Genomic DNA, 15,314 nt, shown 5'->3' on the forward strand with positions numbered 1-15,314 from the left:
GGAAGCTCACCGATGAGGAACTCGTCAGAGCAATTCGTTTCATGGTGGCCGCAGAGTACGAAGCAACTCAGTTGTACACGCAGCTTGCCGAGTCCACCGACAACAAGCTTGCCGTGGAAGTTTTCAAGGAAATAGCGGACGAGGAACTTGTGCACGCTGGAGAGTTTCTGAGATTGCTCCGTGAGCTTGCCCCCGATGAAGAAAAGTTTTATGCCAAGGGGGCAAAAGAAGTAGAAGGAATAATCAAGAAAAAGAAGTAACCGTTTTCCCTGGAAAACCGCCAACAACCGCGTCAGTCGAACAGCGGCTTCGCCTCCAGCTTGAACGCTAGTGTGTGTTTGCCCCAAACTTGTCCATATCTTATATTTCTCATTTCGCAATCTCCAATCTCTGAATTTAATCAGCAGCCATGAGGTACGTTTTTCGGGGGCAAAACCACCTGGATATTCGGGACCTTCGTCGCACGAATTATTAAGTCCGCGTGCGCAAAACCAGCTTCGTGCGGATTGAAGAATAACTATGAAATCATCACCGCAGCCAGCTAACACAAGCACAGCTAATCCCGCTGGCGGGAAAGATGCACCTATTTCCGGTCAGTTGCTGGGAATGGGACGCGCCGATGCCGCTACCGTTCTGCAGCAGCTTGCATCGCGCTTAGATGGCCTGACACAGGCTGAAGCCGATGCTCGCTTGAAGCAGTATGGGCTGAACGCGATTGCCCGGGAGCAGCGGCTATCTGCTTTGATGCGCCTGTTGAGCAACGTCAAGAATCCATTGGTCCTGCTGCTCGTGGCGCTGGGCGTGCTTTCTTTTCTGACCGGTGACTTGCGCGCGACTGTAGTCATTTTCGTGATGGTGATTCTGGGCACTGTGTTGCGTTTCGTGCAGGAGATGCGCGCAGATAACGCGGCCGAGAAACTTAAGGCAATGGTCAGCAACACGGCTACGTTGATGCGAGATGGTAAGGAAAAGGAAGTCCCGCTCAAGATGTTAGTACCCGGCGATATCATCCGGCTGGCAGCAGGTGATATGGCACCAGCCGACGTCAGGGTGCTGTCCGCTAAAGACTTGTTTCTCAATCAGGCGGCACTTACCGGCGAATCTCTGCCGGTGGAAAAAAAGGCCGACGCGGCGCCCGCCGACGTTCACAACCCGCTGGAACTGGCAAATATCTGCTTCCTGGGCACCAACGTGGAAAGCGGGGCCGCAACGGCGGTGGTCATCTGCACCGGCGAGCAGACTTACTTGGGATCGCTGGCCGCCAGTATCGTCGGGCAGCGTCAGTTGACCAGCTTCGACAAGGGCATCAACAAGTTCACCTGGCTGATGATCCTGTTCATCGCCGTGATGGTGCCGACCGTCTTTCTGCTCAACGGGCTAAGCAAACATAATTGGATGGAAGCATTTCTGTTTGCGATGGCCGTGGCAGTCGGACTGACGCCGGAGATGCTGCCGATGATAGTCACGGTCAACCTGTCCAAGGGCGCGCTGGCGATGGCGCGCAAGAAAGTGATAGTAAAACGCCTGAATGCCATTCAGAACTTCGGTGCGATGGATGTGCTGTGTACCGACAAGACCGGCACGATTACACAGGGCAAGATCGTGCTGGAAAAGCACTTGGACGTGAACGGCGAAGACAGCGAGAAGGTGCTGCATTTTGGCTACCTGAACAGCTTTCATCATACCGGCTTGAAGAACCTGCTGGACGAGGCCATCCTCATGCATGAGGAGCTGGAACAACACCTGCAAGTGCAGGAGAAGTACCGAAAGATAGACGAGATTCCGTTCGATTTCGTACGGCGCCGGATGTCGGTAGTGGTGGAAGATGAAAGCGGACTGAACACGCTGATCTGCAAAGGCGCGGTCGAAGAAGTGCTGAGCCTGTGCACGCGAGTGGAACTGAATGGCGAGGTGATTGCTGTTCAGCCCGAACATGACGCCAAACGCCGGCAGCTTGCGGACGACCTGAATGGGCAGGGTTTCCGCGTGATTGCCTTGGCTTACAAGCAAATGCAGGGTGCGTCGGATGAGCCGGTGTATGCGGTCAAGGATGAGTCGGACCTGATCCTGCTAGGTTTTCTGGCCTTTCTCGATCCGCCCAAGGACACCGCTGCCGAGGCCTTGAAGCGGCTGCACAGACTGAACGTGGACGTCAAAATCCTGACCGGCGATAACGAAATCATCACCGCCTACATCTGCAAGGAAGTAGGCATGCAGGTCGAGCATCTGTTGCTCGGTTCTCAAATCGAGGCAATGAGCGAGGGCGAACTTGCTGTCGCCGTAGCCGCAAGCAGCGTGTTTGCGCGGCTGGCTCCGGCGCATAAGGAGCGCATCATCCGCGCGCTGCAGAGCAAGGATCACGTAGTCGGCTTCATGGGCGATGGCATCAACGACGCCCCGGCGCTCAAGGCTGCCGATGTAGGCATTTCAGTGGATAGCGCGGTCGACATCGCCAAGGAGTCCTCCGACATCATCCTGCTGGAAAACAACTTGCTGATACTGGAGCAAGGCGTGCTGGAAGGGCGGCGAGTGTTCGGTAACATCATCAAGTACATCAAGATGGCGGCCAGCTCCAACTTCGGCAACATGTTCAGTGTGGTCGGGGCCAGCGTGTTTTTGCCCTTCCTGCCGATGTTGCCGATCCAGGTGTTGATCAACAACCTGCTGTACGACTTCTCGCAGACCACGATTCCCACCGACGAGGTGGACGCCGACTGGCTGATTAAGCCGCGCAAGTGGGCGATAGGCGAGATCGAGCGTTTTATCCTGTTTATCGGCCCGATCAGCTCGATTTTCGATTACCTGACATTCTTCATCATGCTGTACCTTTTCAACAGCTGGCAAAATCCGGAACTGTTTCACACCGGCTGGTTCGTAGAGTCGATCTTCACCCAGACGCTGATCATCCATGTTATTCGCACCAACAAGATTCCGTTCATTGAAAGCCGGGCCAGTTGGCCGCTGATTGCCACTTCGCTGATCATCGTTGCAGTGGGCGCCTGGCTGACGGTTTCGCCGCTGGCCGACACGCTCGGCTTTGTCGCGCTGCCACCGCTGTACTGGCTGCTGCTGGCGATCATGCTGCTGTGCTATATGATCCTGACCCAGCTGGTGAAGACCTGGTTTATCCGCAGGTTTGGCGACTGATCGCGGTGGTGGAGGGAATGGATATATTCGTTACTGGGATTGCAAGTGCGGTGTTGCCGCCGATTATGCATTGACCATCTAAAGCTGTTTGTGCCGATACAAAAATGACCAGCGAAGCCATTTGGGAACCACTTAGTCTTCCGGCGATTCATTTGGTGCCAAATTAAGGTTCAAAAGTGACAGACTAAAGGTAAACCGACAGTCACTCTCAACCCCCAACGCGACTCCATCATCAGGACGCATTTGACATGTAACGATATTCAGCAGTTGGCTGCATGAATGAGGCGACAAGTAGCTTGACGCGCGCCGATATGATCGGGTTCTGCGGATGCGCGTGGGTCTCCCGTCAGCGAAACATCCCGTCCTGGCTGCTGCAGTAGCTGGAAACGCCGCCCCATTGACAAATCTCATGGCAGAGATGAACTTGTCCCATATTATGGGAAGGGAACAGGCTCAAGTGGATGAGCAGAGACACCACGACCGGCCCGGACCCATATAAGCATTTAACCCAACGAGGCACTTATCATGACAAATCTTCGTGTGTTTGAACCTGCCCTTGATTCATTTGAATCGATGTTCAAGCGTTTGATGGCGCCTACGCGTTTTGAAGTAGATGCCCGCTCTCTGGAGATGCGTGTGGATGTATCGGAGAAGGATACCGCCTACACCGTTCGTGCGGACTTGCCAGGCGTCAAGAAAGAGGACATCAACGTACGCATTGATGGCAATATGGTGCAGATCGATGCCGAGGTCAAGCAGCAAAAGGACATCAAACAGAATGGCGACAAAGTGCTGCGCAGCGAACGCTACTCCGGATCGGTCTCGCGCGCCTTCACCTTGGCGCAGGATGTCGATGATGCCAAAGCGACGGCAAAATACAAAGATGGCGTTTTGACCCTTGAGCTTCCCAAGAAGGCAACGTCAACTTCGAAACGATTGACTGTCCAGTGACCGGCCGGGACTATCAATGCACCCTACGTGCTGTTGTTTCTGCAATCATTCGGAGAGAGACCGATCATGAAGATTCGGCATTCGGGGACGGATGGTCCGCATTGCAATCGGTTTGGTGTTATTGGTCGCCATACTCCTGCTGGCCGGCAATCTGCGGTGAGTCTGGCGGTGCGCGGCTTGCAATACGGAACACGGGCATCAAAAATACCTTGTTGCAGCCACCTTCACTGGAAGACGTACCTGAGGACCTGAACCATGTTTCGTGATCGCAATGAAGCCGCCAGCCGGCTGGCCGAAAAACTCAAGGACTTTCAGGGGAAAAATCCGCTGATTCTTGCCATCCCGCGTGGTGCTGTGCCGATGGCGCAAATCATTGCGAAAAAGCTGGGCGGCGAATTCGATGTGGTGCTGGTGCGCAAGCTGCGCGCGCCCCACCAGCCGGAATTCGCGATTGGCTCGGTCGATGAAAGCGGCTGGACCTACGTCGCCGACTACGCTGCATCGGCGGGCGCCAGCAAGGACTACATCGAATCCGAGAAACAGGAACAGCTCAAGACCATCCGCAAGCGCCGCGCCCAATACACGCCGATCCGCCCCCCGATCAATCCGGCCGGGCGCATCGTCATCGTGGTCGATGATGGTCTGGCCACGGGCGCGACCATGATCTCCGCGCTGCACGGTCTGCGCGCCAGGAAACCGGCCATGCTGATCTGCGCAGTGCCCGTCTCACCGTCCGATACGCTGGCCAAAGTGGCGGACATGGCAGATGAGGTGGTTTGCCTCGAAACACCCGAGTTCTTCCAGGCGGTGGGGCAGTTCTACGGGCATTTCCCGCAGGTTGAAGATGACGAGGTGATCGAGATTTTGAAGGGGTAGAAAAAACAGACCTTGTCTGGCGACGGGCACTGTCTTCAGGTAGCGCTTGAACCATACGGCCGCTTGGCGCGCCACTGCCTCCAGCGTGCCCGCTTCCTCGAACAGGTGTGTCGCACCGGGAACGATGGATAACTCTTTTTCGCAATGCATCTGGGCATAGGCCTCGTGCCAGGGCATGAGGTGGTGGGGCGTGTGGTTGCGGCGGGGCGCCTTGCGACCCGATTTCAGATGGGCGACAGAGTTGGCATTCCGTGGCTTGGCGGCACCTGCGGCCACTGCACCTATTGCACAGGCTGCAGAGAAAATTTGTGCGACACGCCTGTGTTTACTGGGTACGACCGCAACGGTGGTTTTGCAGAATACTCTGTTGCCGATGAACGCTTCTGTTTTTTCCTACCTGATCGGTATGACGACATGCATGCGGCTCCATTGCTGTGCGCCGGCTTGATCGGCTACCGTGCCTACCGCCTGTCTGGTGTATTCGGCTCCATGCGTTTGGGGCTATATGGTTTTGGGGCGGCGGCCCACATCATCTGCCAGATTGCCGTGGCCCAAGGGCAGCAGGTCTATGCGTTTGTGCGTCCAGGCGATCAGCGAAGCCAGCGTTTTGCCCTTCAACTGGGTGCCTGTTGGGCGGGCACTTCTGACACGCTGCCCAGCGCCGAACTGGATGCCGCGCTGATTTTTGCACGTGTGGGGTCGCTGGTGCCCGTTGTCCTGCGCGCGACCCGAAAGGGCGGTGTTGTCGTATGTGCAGGCATTCACATGAGTGACATTCCGTCATTTGAATATGCCCTGCTCTGGGGAGAGCGCAGTGTCCGATCCGTGGCCAATCTGACCTGGGAAGATGGCGATGCCTTCTTCGCAACTGTTGAACGTTATTCGGTCACGACCCATGTGCAGCCGTTTGCGCTGGCACAGGCCAACGAGGCCATCGCGGCACTGCGATCCGGTGTTATTGAGGTGCTGCCGTGCTGGTGCCCTGAAAGTCTCCCCGCAAGGCATTCTCTACAGTTGCTTACCAACACATTGCAGATCCGCATCCAACAAACACAATGATGCGCAGAATGCGCTTACTTGACCAACAGTACCGGTACATCCGATTGATGGAGCACCCGTTGGGCGACCGATCCCAGGAGCAGGCTTCCGACGGCTCCCATGCCACGTGTTCCCATCGCAATCTGGTCAACTTGTCGCTCCTTTGCGATGCGAACGATCTCATTGGCAATGACGCCATAAGTCCGCACGGACTCACTGATTTTGAGTCCTTGTGCCTTGGCATGGTCCATGGCGCTATTCAGTACGGTAGCTTGCTGATTCTCTTGGTCCGCATCAAGTTTCTGGACGGTGGCTACGGTGTAGTCACCAGAAAAGAGGGGCTCAAGGATTGCCCCGGTACGGACACAGACCAAGATGGCCTCCAAGCCGGGTGAGGAGCGGGCCATTTTTTCAACGGCCTCAATGGCCCGATTAGAGTGTTCAGATCCATCGACTGCGATCAAGATTTTCAACATGTCGTACTCCTGTTGGATATTTCTCATCTGGCAATTGACACCCCTGCCTTTACCCCTCAATCGGGTAGCTGCAATGCGTGATCGACGCGTTCTTTCAACTCGGGGCCCGTGTAGTGGGTCAGATCGCTCACAACACAGCGTCTTAGCGCCTTGTCAGCGGCAGTGCTTAAGCAGGGCCTCAGTTCACCCAGCATCGGGCTGGAGGCAATCAGCACGAGCGCATTGCACCGTTGCTCGGCGACCCCCTCGTTGAGGTAATTTGCAAGTTGGCGGGCAAAGCCGCCACGCTCCTTGGCATGGGCCTCGGTGTGCGGCTCAAATTGCGTGCCAGCGTGCCCGGTGCGACCGTGGCCCTTGCCGGCCGCACCCGTCAGGTCGCCCCCACTGGCCTCGCTGGTGAGGCTTTTATGTGGATGTACGAAATCGGCCAGCTCGGTGAGTGAGTGATCCGGAGCATGACGCTCGAAGCAACGTGCACGGCCGGCATCCGCAATCAGAATCCAGGTTTTTTCCATGATGTTCCTCTTATTTCGTGTTAGTCAAAACATGGGGGCGCCACCCCCCGGACTCAGCGCACCCTCATCAGTAGAATGCTTGGGAGCCGTGGCAATCATGCAGTCTATGGTGAGAATAAGGCTGGCGATGGAGGCCGCGTTCTGCAACGCCAGCCGTGTGACCTTGGCCGGGTCGATCACCCCCATCTGCAGCAGGTCGCCGTAAGTGCGTGTGGCAGCGTTGTAGCCAAATGCGCGATCCGGCGATTCGTCGACCCGATTGAGAATCACCGAAGGCTCATCTCCCGCGTTGCTCACGATGCGACGTAACGGCTCCTCGAGCGCGCGTGAAACAAGGCGAATGCCTGAAGTTTCATCGAGCGTACTGCCCGTCAACCCTGCCAACGCATGTCGCGCCCGCAACAAAGCAACACCACCGCCTGGAACGATGCCTTCTTCCACCGCAGCACGAGTGGCATGCAAGGCATCTTCAACACGCAGCTTGCGTTCCTTCAACTCTGTTTCAGTGGCCGCACCGACCTTGATCAGGGCGACACCACCTGACAACTTGGCCGCACGCTCGTCGAGCTTCTCGCGGTCGTAGTCGCTGGTGGCCAGCTCGCGTTCCTTGCGGATGGTGGCAATCCTCTCCCTGATCGCCTTGGGCTGCCCCGCACCACCGATCAGCGTCGTGCTTTCCTTGGTGATTTCAGCGCGTGTGGCGCGCCCCAGATCTGACAGCTTGACCTTGCCCAGCGTCAGCCCGACCTCATCGCTGACGACGGTGCCGCCGGTAAGAACCGCAATATCCTGCACCATCGCCTTGCGTCGTTCGCCGAATCCCGGGGCCTTGATGGCGCAGGTTCTCAATGTGCCACGAATCGTATTGATCACCAGCGCCGCCAGCGAATCGTTGTCTACCTCTTCAGCGATCACCAACAGGGGGCGACCCGCCTTTACGATTTCTTCCAGCAGGGGCAATAGATCCTTCAACGAAGTCAATCGGCCTTCACATAGCAGAATGGACACATCTTCCAGCACTGCACTTTGCCGCTCTGCATTGTTGATGAAATAGGGCGACAGAAAGCCCCGGTCAAACTGCATGCCTTCAACCACTTCGAGCACACTAACCAGCCCGGAGCCATCCTCGATCGATATGGCACCTTCACGCCCCACCTTGTCAATGGCACTGGCCAGCAAATCGCCGATGGAACGGTCATTGTTGGCCGAGATCGCCGCAACGTGGGCAATCTCCTGGGAGGTGGCGCAGGGTTTGGCCATTTGCTTGAGTTCAGCGACCACCGTCTCGATGGCAAGCTCAATCCCGCGCTTGAGATCCATCGGATTCATGCCACCCGCCAGATAACGCAAACCCTCCTGAATCATGCCGTGGGCCAGCACTATGGCGGTGGTGGTGCCGTCGCCCGCCATCTCGCTGGTTCGGGCTGCTACCTCGCGCAGCAACTGCGCCCCCATATTTTCAAAACGGTCTTCAAGTTCCACCGACTTGGCCACCAGCACGCCTGAGTTCACAATCTGTGGCGGGCCAAAGTCGCGCTCCAAAATGACGGTTCGCCCGCGTGGCCCCAGTGTGACTTTGACGGCCTCCGCCAGCGCATCCACCCCGCACCGGATTTTGTCCCGGGCGGCGTCGTGAAAAATGAGTTGTTTGGGTTTCATGGTCGGAACTTTTGCGCAGAGCGTATGCAAATACTAGGGTTAATGCACAAGCGCATGGTTGACAAATCGCAACTGCACCAGCGGTGTGCCCTACATGGGGACTCACCCATCTCACGCGGCATTTTTGCGAAAGTTGTCGATTCCGTTCTTTAGTTTCTCAAGTGACTTGCCAAATGACTCTTTCAACTGATTCCATGATTCAACCGTGGCTGACTTCAGCGCCATCAAGTGCTGTTGGGATTCACGCAACTCGGTTTCGAGCTTTTCAACTTCCTCGCCAGGCCTGGCCTTGGTCTGAAGGTTGGCAGACTCGGCTCTTGCCTTTAATTCGGAAATCACACTTCGCAGTTTATCAAGTTCCTTTTGAGCGGCTTGTGCGAATGCCTTGCGCTCATCCTCCTGCTGGCTGGCCTGCCCTGATGTAGTCAGGGGCGTCTGCAGTTCAGGTAGCGGGGCTTGATCTTGTCGCACGAAACGCACGTGGCGGTCAACGCAAAGACGACACCCGCTGTCGTTAAAAAATGTTTCATGGCAATTCCTTTCTGGTTACGCGCCTGCCAGCTGCCGTCTGGCTGATGGCACGCCGTGCCGAATATCTTGTCCTTGTTGCCGGCAATCACGGCATCAATGGTGTAGTCACGGCATGGTCCGCTGGCGGTTTCATAAGTGGGCGTTGGCACCATCGTTGGCACCATCATGTATTCATTTTCGCTGTCCGGGTTTCTCCATGAAGGGGGGACGCCGGTCCTTACGGTTTCAAGCCTCGGTGCAGCCTTCATCTTGTCGACATCGGCCATTGAATGGCCGACCGAGCCGCCATTGGCGGCACCCGCAAGGGTTCCCAGAATGATTGCCGTGGCACGCCATCACCATGCCCAACTGTGGCCCCAGGACTCCGCCCAGCACACCGCCAATCACCATGTCAGCTTATTCCTACTGGCTCTGGTAATTGGCACAGCCGGAAATCAGCATGGCGCACATTCCTGCAACGGTTTAAGATTTAATACGCCACATGCCAGTACTCCTTTCGTCCCATCCCTCGCCTTATCGGCCATCGATATTGCAATTATTGGAAATCTAGCCCCCCCTCGCCGGAGAACGTTGCGAAATGTCAACTCCCATGGAGAAAGTTTTCTGGCTTGCATGTTGTCTGGATCGTCTTGTCCTGGTCAGACGCATATCCAGCAGGGCAAACATCAGCCTTCACCTCATGTGTCTGGTTTGGCTTTGCGAATTCTCAACAAGAAGATATATGCTTTTTGTAAAGTCGTTTGTGTGCCCGAAATGTAGGGTGGCCCAATAGCGCCACGCAATTACTGGAGGAGACTTGCTCATGAAGACAGATGCAGAATTGAAAGCAGATTTGATGGAGAAACTTGATGCCATTCCGGCCGTCAATGCCTCCGAAATTGAAGTCAATGTCGACAATGGCATGGTCACTTTGAACGGTCAGGTCGACACGCATCAAACAAGATATCAGGTTGAGCGAACCGCCAGATGCGTCTCCGGCATGCGAGGTCTTGAGATTAAGATCAAACCTGTCCAGCCCGTCTCAAGAAGAAAGCCCCCGGGTTGACGTAACTTTTTCGAGCAACTGGCGGACAATGTTCTCAGTGTTTTTTTCGCTATTCCAGGTCAGTTTCAAACTGCCAGTCTTTCAAGAACAATGACAACTCGATGAGTTCATCGCGCAGCTCAAACAAGGCTGCGATGGACGCCTAGCCGGCGGTGCAGACCGGGCTGACTGTGGAGCAGAGGAGCCGGCATAGCGACATTCACCGCCACAGATGGAAGAGGAATGACGATGCAGAAATTGCCTCTGCTTTCCGCGCGACGGCACATAGACGTGTGCAATGGCGATGCCGACGGTCTTTGTTCCATCGTGCAGTGGCGTCTGCACGAGCCGCTGGCCGCAAGCCTGGTGACTGGATTGAAACGCGAGATTGCGCTGCTGGACCGCGTGCAGGCAGGTCAGGGTGACGACGTGCTCGTGTGCGACCTGTCCATGCAGCGCAACCGCCAGGCCCTGATGCGCTTGCTTAAAGGCGGTGCGCGGGTGCGCTACTTTGATCACCACGAGGTGGACGATATTCCGCTTCATCCGAAACTGGAAGCGCACATTGATGTCGCCAGTGATGTCTGCACGAGCCTGCTGATGGACCGTCACCTTGAAGGGCAATTTCGGGCATGGGCGGTGGTCGGCGCCTTCGGTGACAACCTGACGGAGGTGGCCGATGGCTTGGCCACCGGCCTCGGCCTGGGTGTCGAAGACCGCCGACGCCTGCGGACCCTGGGCGAGGCCATCAACTACAACGCTTATGGCGACAGCGAGCAGGACGTGCACATTGCGCCAGCACACCTCTACGCGATCCTGATCCGGTATCGCGACCCGCTGGCGTTGCTGGAACACGAGTCAATTGGGCATGAACTCGAGGCACTTCGTCAGGACGACCTACGGCAGGCAGCAGCTTTAATGCCGCACTGGGAGGATACTCATGCCAGCGCTTATCTGCTGCCCGACGCGCCCTGGAGTCGGCGCGTGATCGGTTGCCTGGGCAACGCATTGGCGAACGCTCAGCCACAGCGTGCTTTCGCCATACTCAAGGCCACGGAATCGGGCGGCCTTGTGGTCAGTGTGCGCGCACCTCTTTGCGCTCCAAAGGGTGCTGGAGAACTCTGTCGCCGTTTTGGAGGTGGCGGCAGGTCAGGGGCAGCAGGCATTGATCATCTGCCCGTGCAAGAGATGGAAAAATTCCTTCAGGTGTTTTCTGTCACCCAGTGGGGTGAATCCTTTTCGCCTGCTTTCACAGAGCAGCGTTGAATCGGAATTCCCAAATTTTACGGGCATCGCCAGACCGTTCCGGCAGATCCTATGGAGGGCAATGACGACCCCGAAGCGGGCCTGCCAGATGATGCTCATTCCTACAACAGATCGCGCAACCGGTAATACAACATCCCCAGCACCAAGGCTGGCGTGCGCATCGATGCCCCGCCGGGAAAGGCGTGATGTTTGATGCGGGAGAACAGATCGAAGCGCTCCGCCTGTCCGGCGATCGTCTCGGCCACCAATTTGCCCGCCATCCCTGTGAGTGCCACGCCATGACCGGAAAAACCCTGCAGGTAATAAATATTGGGATCCAGACGGCCAAAATTCGGCGCCCTGTTCATCGTGATATCGACGAATCCGCCCCATGCGTACGGTACGGATAAATCGGCCAGCTGCGGGAAAACCCCCAGCATTCGTTTACGGATACGCTCGACCAGGTTTCGCGGTGTGGTGGCGCTGTAGCTGTCGCCTGCGCCAAACAACAGCCGGTGATCAGCGCTAAGGCGAAAATAGTCGAGCACGAAATTGTTATCGGAAACCGCCGGCCGTTGACGCATCAGCGCGTCGGCGCGCTCTTTGCCCATGGGGTCGGTGGCAATCATGTAAGTGCCGACCGGCATGATGCGTGCCGTCAACTCCGGCGCGATGTCGTCCCCGTATTCACCCATATAGACATTGCCGGCCAATACCAGAAAACGACAAACGACCTCGCCTTGCGCCGTCTTGACAACGGGATGGTCCCCGCGTTGAACAAAGTACACCGCCGAATTCTCGTAAATTTGCACGCCGGCAACGCGCGCGGCGGCACCCAGGCCCAAGCAATATTTCAAAGGATGAAGGTGGCCGGAATGGGTGTCGAACACACCCGAATGGAACCGGTCACTGGCAATCCAGTGGCCTATCTCGGCCGGCCCTATCCATTGCAACGGATAGTCGTACACGCGCATTACGTGCTGCGCCCACGCATCCAGCACCCGTGATTTGCTGGCCGTCACTGCCAGATTCAGATAGCCGGGCGTGTAGTCGCAATGGATGGCGTAGCGATCGATCCGCTCCCGCAGAAACTGCAGGCCCTCAACGGTAATATCCCAGGTGCGGCGCGCATCTTCGGCGGAAAATTGCGATTCAATCGCATGTTCACCCTCGGCACCGAATCCGACGATGGCCTGCCCCCCATTTCTACCGGATGCCCCCCAACCAATCCGCTGGGCCTCAAGCAATACCACCGAGTAGCCGCGCAAGGCGAGCTCCAGCGCAGCCGAGACACCAGCGAAACCGCCGCCGACCACACACACGTCTGCGCTGATGCGATCCGCCAGCGGCGCAAATGGCGGCGGCCGCACCACGCTTGCTTCGTAGTACGAGTTCTCGATAACTCCGAGTTCCTTTTTTAGCAGCAAAGGCCATCCCCCTTATGTCACCCGGAAATTAATGAACTGCCAAGGATCGTCCTTATCCATGTACTCGCTGAACAGCGGGCTCCTGCCAAGCAGAGGTGTCCAATCCCCATAGACCCCCACCAACTCACCCAGATAGGGTTTCGCTATCTCCAGCACGATCTCGAAGCCAATGTCATCGGGCTCCACGGCTCCAGCGCGGGGATTACGTATTGCCCACACCATGCCGCCCAGAACCCCGGCCGCCACCTGCAAACTGGTCGCCGTGTTATGGGGTGCCAACTGTCGTGCTTGTCCAATAGTCAATCGAGATCCATACCAGTAGACACCGTTGTCATTGCCCATGAGCAGCACGCCCAACTCATCCATGCCTTGCGTGATCTCTTCGCGCATGATTCGCTTGTTGCGCTGGAGCTGCCAGTTCTTCCCTGCCACTTCATGCAGGGAAAGGACTGCGTCATCGCAGGGGTGATAGGCGTAATGCACCGTGGGGCGATAGACGACTTCGGCGTTTTCCCGCAGCGTCAGATGATCAGCGATGGAAATCGATTCGCCATGCGTAATCAGGAATCCATGGTAGCTGCCTTCCAGCGGCGTCCAGCTGCGCACGCGAGTCGCAGCGCCAGGGCGACCAAGGTAAATCGCTGCATCGCAACCAAATCCGTGACGCGCTGCGTCCGCCGGCCAATGTCGCTCGTGGCTGCCCCACCCGAGTTCCGAGGGTTGAAGACCCTCCGCAACAAAGCCGTCGACCGACCATGTGTTGACAAATTCACCCCGCTTCTTGCGCAGGTTCGCGATCTGGGTATCTCGTTCTGCGATGTGGATTGTCTTGATGCCCAGGCTCAAAGCCAATGCGGCCCAGTCCTCGTGCTGTGCCGGCTTCTCAATGTTCAGATTGCCATCGGCGGCCATATTCAGCAGCGCCTGCTTGACAAAGGCTGAAGCAAGGCCCGGATTGGCTCCCTGCGTGACGATTGCCGTGGGGCCTGCGCGTTTGTCGCGCCTGAACGCCAGAACCTCCTCACGTAGCGCGTAGTTGGATCGCTGCGAAGGTGATATCGACGCATCGGTGTAGCGTTCAGCCCACGGCTCGATACATGTGTCCAGGTAAAGTGCCCCAAGCCGCCAACAAAGCCTCATCAGCGCCAAGCTGGATACGTCGACCGAAAGGTTGAGCAGAAAATCGTTTTCCTTAAGGAACGGCTCCAGAACGGCCTCATGATTTCCTTCGGTCAGTGCCTGAACCTTGAACTCGACCCCGAACTCCCTGGCAATGCCTGTTTTATCTTCACTGCGAGAAATGATCTTGACTTGCCCCGGCTGTATCTCAAGGTGCCGGAACAGCAGCGGCAACATCGCCTGTCCCATGCAGCCAAAACCCACCATCACCACAGTACCTTGGAAAGCAGCGTGCTTGATATCTGGTTTCATTTGCACTCCTCAAGCACAGGTGGTGGGACCTTCAAGCCCGAGCGATGGAACGATGAAACGCAGGCTTGCCATGTTTTAGACCTCTACGGGATGATCCGGCACAGACTCAACAAACGCTGCCATGTATGCCTGGATCATGATCGTATGTCAGTCAGGCTACGCTCTTATGCCTCAGGAACATTGACAAAAATCAATACCGGCGATGCCCGCCTGCATTGTGTTCTGGACAAATAGAGTCGTAAACTCAACCTAAGCATTCATGCGCCTTAGCTGCGCACTGACTCTCTGACGTGCGACAGCAAAGTGTAGAGTCGATATGTGGCCCGGTGGCAGTAGGTCTGGTTTGTTTGTTGCCGTCCCTTTCGTCTGGCGGTGCCCGAGTAACCTCGCCGTAGCTCGGTTTCCACATCCCGCGCATCGAACCGGACATGCAGATCTCCCGCATCAAATGTGTTCAACCACATTTGATGCGTTATGTGGCCAAGTTAAATATGTGGCGTCGGCACCAAGTCGCCTTTGCCATTGAGAAGTTCCACAACTTGAAGACCACATAAGTTGGCCGCTGCGTGGAGTCGGATCTTGGCACCATGAAATCTGCGACGGGGTTGCCCCAGGGAGCGAACCCTGGCCTTATGGGGTCGCTCGGCTCGCGGTAGGCGCGATCTTATGTGGCGCCCGACGGCCACTCTTAGAAGGCGGACACTGCTGGGCACCACATATTTACCGAGACCACATAACCCATCCGGCTCTCCGACAAGACTTCACGCATTCGTCCGCGCCACGTCACGCCCGCGTGCGGCCAGTCTCACGAGCCCGAAGTGCCCCTAAAGGTGCGAGAGTGGATAGGTCCCGCCCCTTCTCTTTCTGACCTTGTACTTGTTGCGTACCCGAAGGCTTCAACCATTTCGTTACCCCCCCATAGTCGCTCCGGTTGCTTCCGGCTGGAGCTGTGGCCGGGTGGGACTTGCACCCACAGGAAAGCGCCGCCTTTTCA

At 56.7% G+C, this 15,314-nt stretch carries 14 protein-coding genes and 1 pseudogene; 7 read left to right on the forward strand and 8 right to left on the reverse strand.

Going from position 1 to position 15,314, the window contains the following annotated elements; all coding sequences use genetic code 11:
- The 4 genes from B3F77_RS08015 to B3F77_RS08030 all read left to right on the forward strand — a co-directional run.
- The coding region (locus tag B3F77_RS08015) for a ferritin family protein (RefSeq protein WP_293604451.1) at positions 1-260 on the forward strand (260 nt) is incomplete at its 5' end.
- A 259-nt stretch (positions 261-519) separates the two neighbouring features.
- Entirely contained in the window at positions 520-3,147 is a 2,628-nt protein-coding gene (gene mgtA / locus B3F77_RS08020; protein WP_293604452.1) for a magnesium-translocating P-type ATPase, read from the forward strand.
- A 540-nt stretch (positions 3,148-3,687) separates the two neighbouring features.
- Positions 3,688-4,098 carry an Hsp20/alpha crystallin family protein gene (locus B3F77_RS08025; RefSeq protein ID WP_349678397.1) on the forward strand — a complete coding sequence of 137 codons (411 nt, stop codon included), beginning with the start codon at positions 3,688-3,690 and terminating at the stop codon, positions 4,096-4,098.
- A 255-nt stretch (positions 4,099-4,353) separates the two neighbouring features.
- On the forward strand, positions 4,354-4,974 hold the full coding sequence (locus B3F77_RS08030) for a phosphoribosyltransferase (RefSeq protein ID WP_293604454.1): 621 nt from the start codon (positions 4,354-4,356) through the stop codon (positions 4,972-4,974).
- Positions 4,975-5,007: 33 nt separating this feature from the next.
- Here the strand turns inward: B3F77_RS08030 and B3F77_RS08035 are convergent.
- A pseudogene (locus B3F77_RS08035) lies at positions 5,008-5,136 on the reverse strand (alpha/beta hydrolase); the annotation flags it as partial.
- 30 nt (positions 5,137-5,166) lie between these two features.
- Here B3F77_RS08035 and B3F77_RS08040 point away from each other — a divergent pair.
- Positions 5,167-6,033: an alcohol dehydrogenase catalytic domain-containing protein gene (locus B3F77_RS08040; RefSeq protein ID WP_349678398.1), complete on the forward strand. Its 867-nt coding sequence runs from the start codon at positions 5,167-5,169 to the stop codon at positions 6,031-6,033.
- A 14-nt stretch (positions 6,034-6,047) separates the two neighbouring features.
- Here the strand turns inward: B3F77_RS08040 and B3F77_RS08045 are convergent, their stop codons facing one another.
- The 5 genes from B3F77_RS08045 to B3F77_RS08065 all read right to left on the reverse strand — a co-directional run bounded on the left by B3F77_RS08045 (position 6,048) and on the right by B3F77_RS08065 (position 9,459).
- Positions 6,048-6,488: a universal stress protein gene (locus tag B3F77_RS08045; RefSeq protein ID WP_293604455.1), complete on the reverse strand. Its 441-nt coding sequence runs from the start codon at positions 6,486-6,488 to the stop codon at positions 6,048-6,050.
- A gap of 56 nt (positions 6,489-6,544) precedes the next feature.
- A complete protein-coding gene (locus B3F77_RS08050; RefSeq protein WP_293604456.1) occupies positions 6,545-7,003 on the reverse strand; it encodes a host attachment protein in 459 nt (152 codons plus the stop codon).
- A 24-nt stretch (positions 7,004-7,027) separates the two neighbouring features.
- Entirely contained in the window at positions 7,028-8,662 is a 1,635-nt protein-coding gene (gene groL / locus B3F77_RS08055) for a chaperonin GroEL (protein ID WP_293604457.1), read from the reverse strand.
- 111 nt (positions 8,663-8,773) lie between these two features.
- Positions 8,774-9,142 (reverse strand): hypothetical protein, encoded by a 369-nt coding sequence (locus tag B3F77_RS08060; RefSeq protein ID WP_293604458.1) that lies wholly within the window; start codon positions 9,140-9,142, stop codon positions 8,774-8,776.
- Positions 9,088-9,459: a hypothetical protein gene (locus B3F77_RS08065; protein WP_293604459.1), complete on the reverse strand. Its 372-nt coding sequence runs from the start codon at positions 9,457-9,459 to the stop codon at positions 9,088-9,090. The genes B3F77_RS08060 and B3F77_RS08065 overlap by 55 nt, the downstream gene beginning before the upstream one ends.
- A 536-nt stretch (positions 9,460-9,995) precedes the next feature.
- On the opposite strand from B3F77_RS08065, the gene B3F77_RS08070 reads away from it, so the two are divergent.
- Entirely contained in the window at positions 9,996-10,238 is a 243-nt protein-coding gene (locus B3F77_RS08070; RefSeq protein WP_293604460.1) for a BON domain-containing protein, read from the forward strand.
- A gap of 228 nt (positions 10,239-10,466) precedes the next feature.
- A complete protein-coding gene (locus B3F77_RS08075) occupies positions 10,467-11,483 on the forward strand; it encodes a hypothetical protein (protein WP_293604461.1) in 1,017 nt (338 codons plus the stop codon).
- A 101-nt stretch (positions 11,484-11,584) separates the two neighbouring features.
- Here the strand turns inward: B3F77_RS08075 and B3F77_RS08080 are convergent, their stop codons facing one another.
- A complete protein-coding gene (locus B3F77_RS08080) occupies positions 11,585-12,889 on the reverse strand; it encodes an NAD(P)/FAD-dependent oxidoreductase (RefSeq protein ID WP_293604462.1) in 1,305 nt (434 codons plus the stop codon).
- A 12-nt stretch (positions 12,890-12,901) separates the two neighbouring features.
- The gene (locus B3F77_RS08085; RefSeq protein ID WP_293604463.1) at positions 12,902-14,320 is read right to left on the reverse strand and encodes a homospermidine synthase; all 1,419 of its coding nucleotides are present in this window, start codon (positions 14,318-14,320) and stop codon (positions 12,902-12,904) included.
- Positions 14,321-15,314 lie beyond the last annotated feature (994 nt).

It is taken from the genome of Polaromonas sp. UBA4122 (genome assembly GCA_002381615.1).
Classification (GTDB): Bacteria; Pseudomonadota; Gammaproteobacteria; order Burkholderiales; family Burkholderiaceae_C; genus Polaromonas.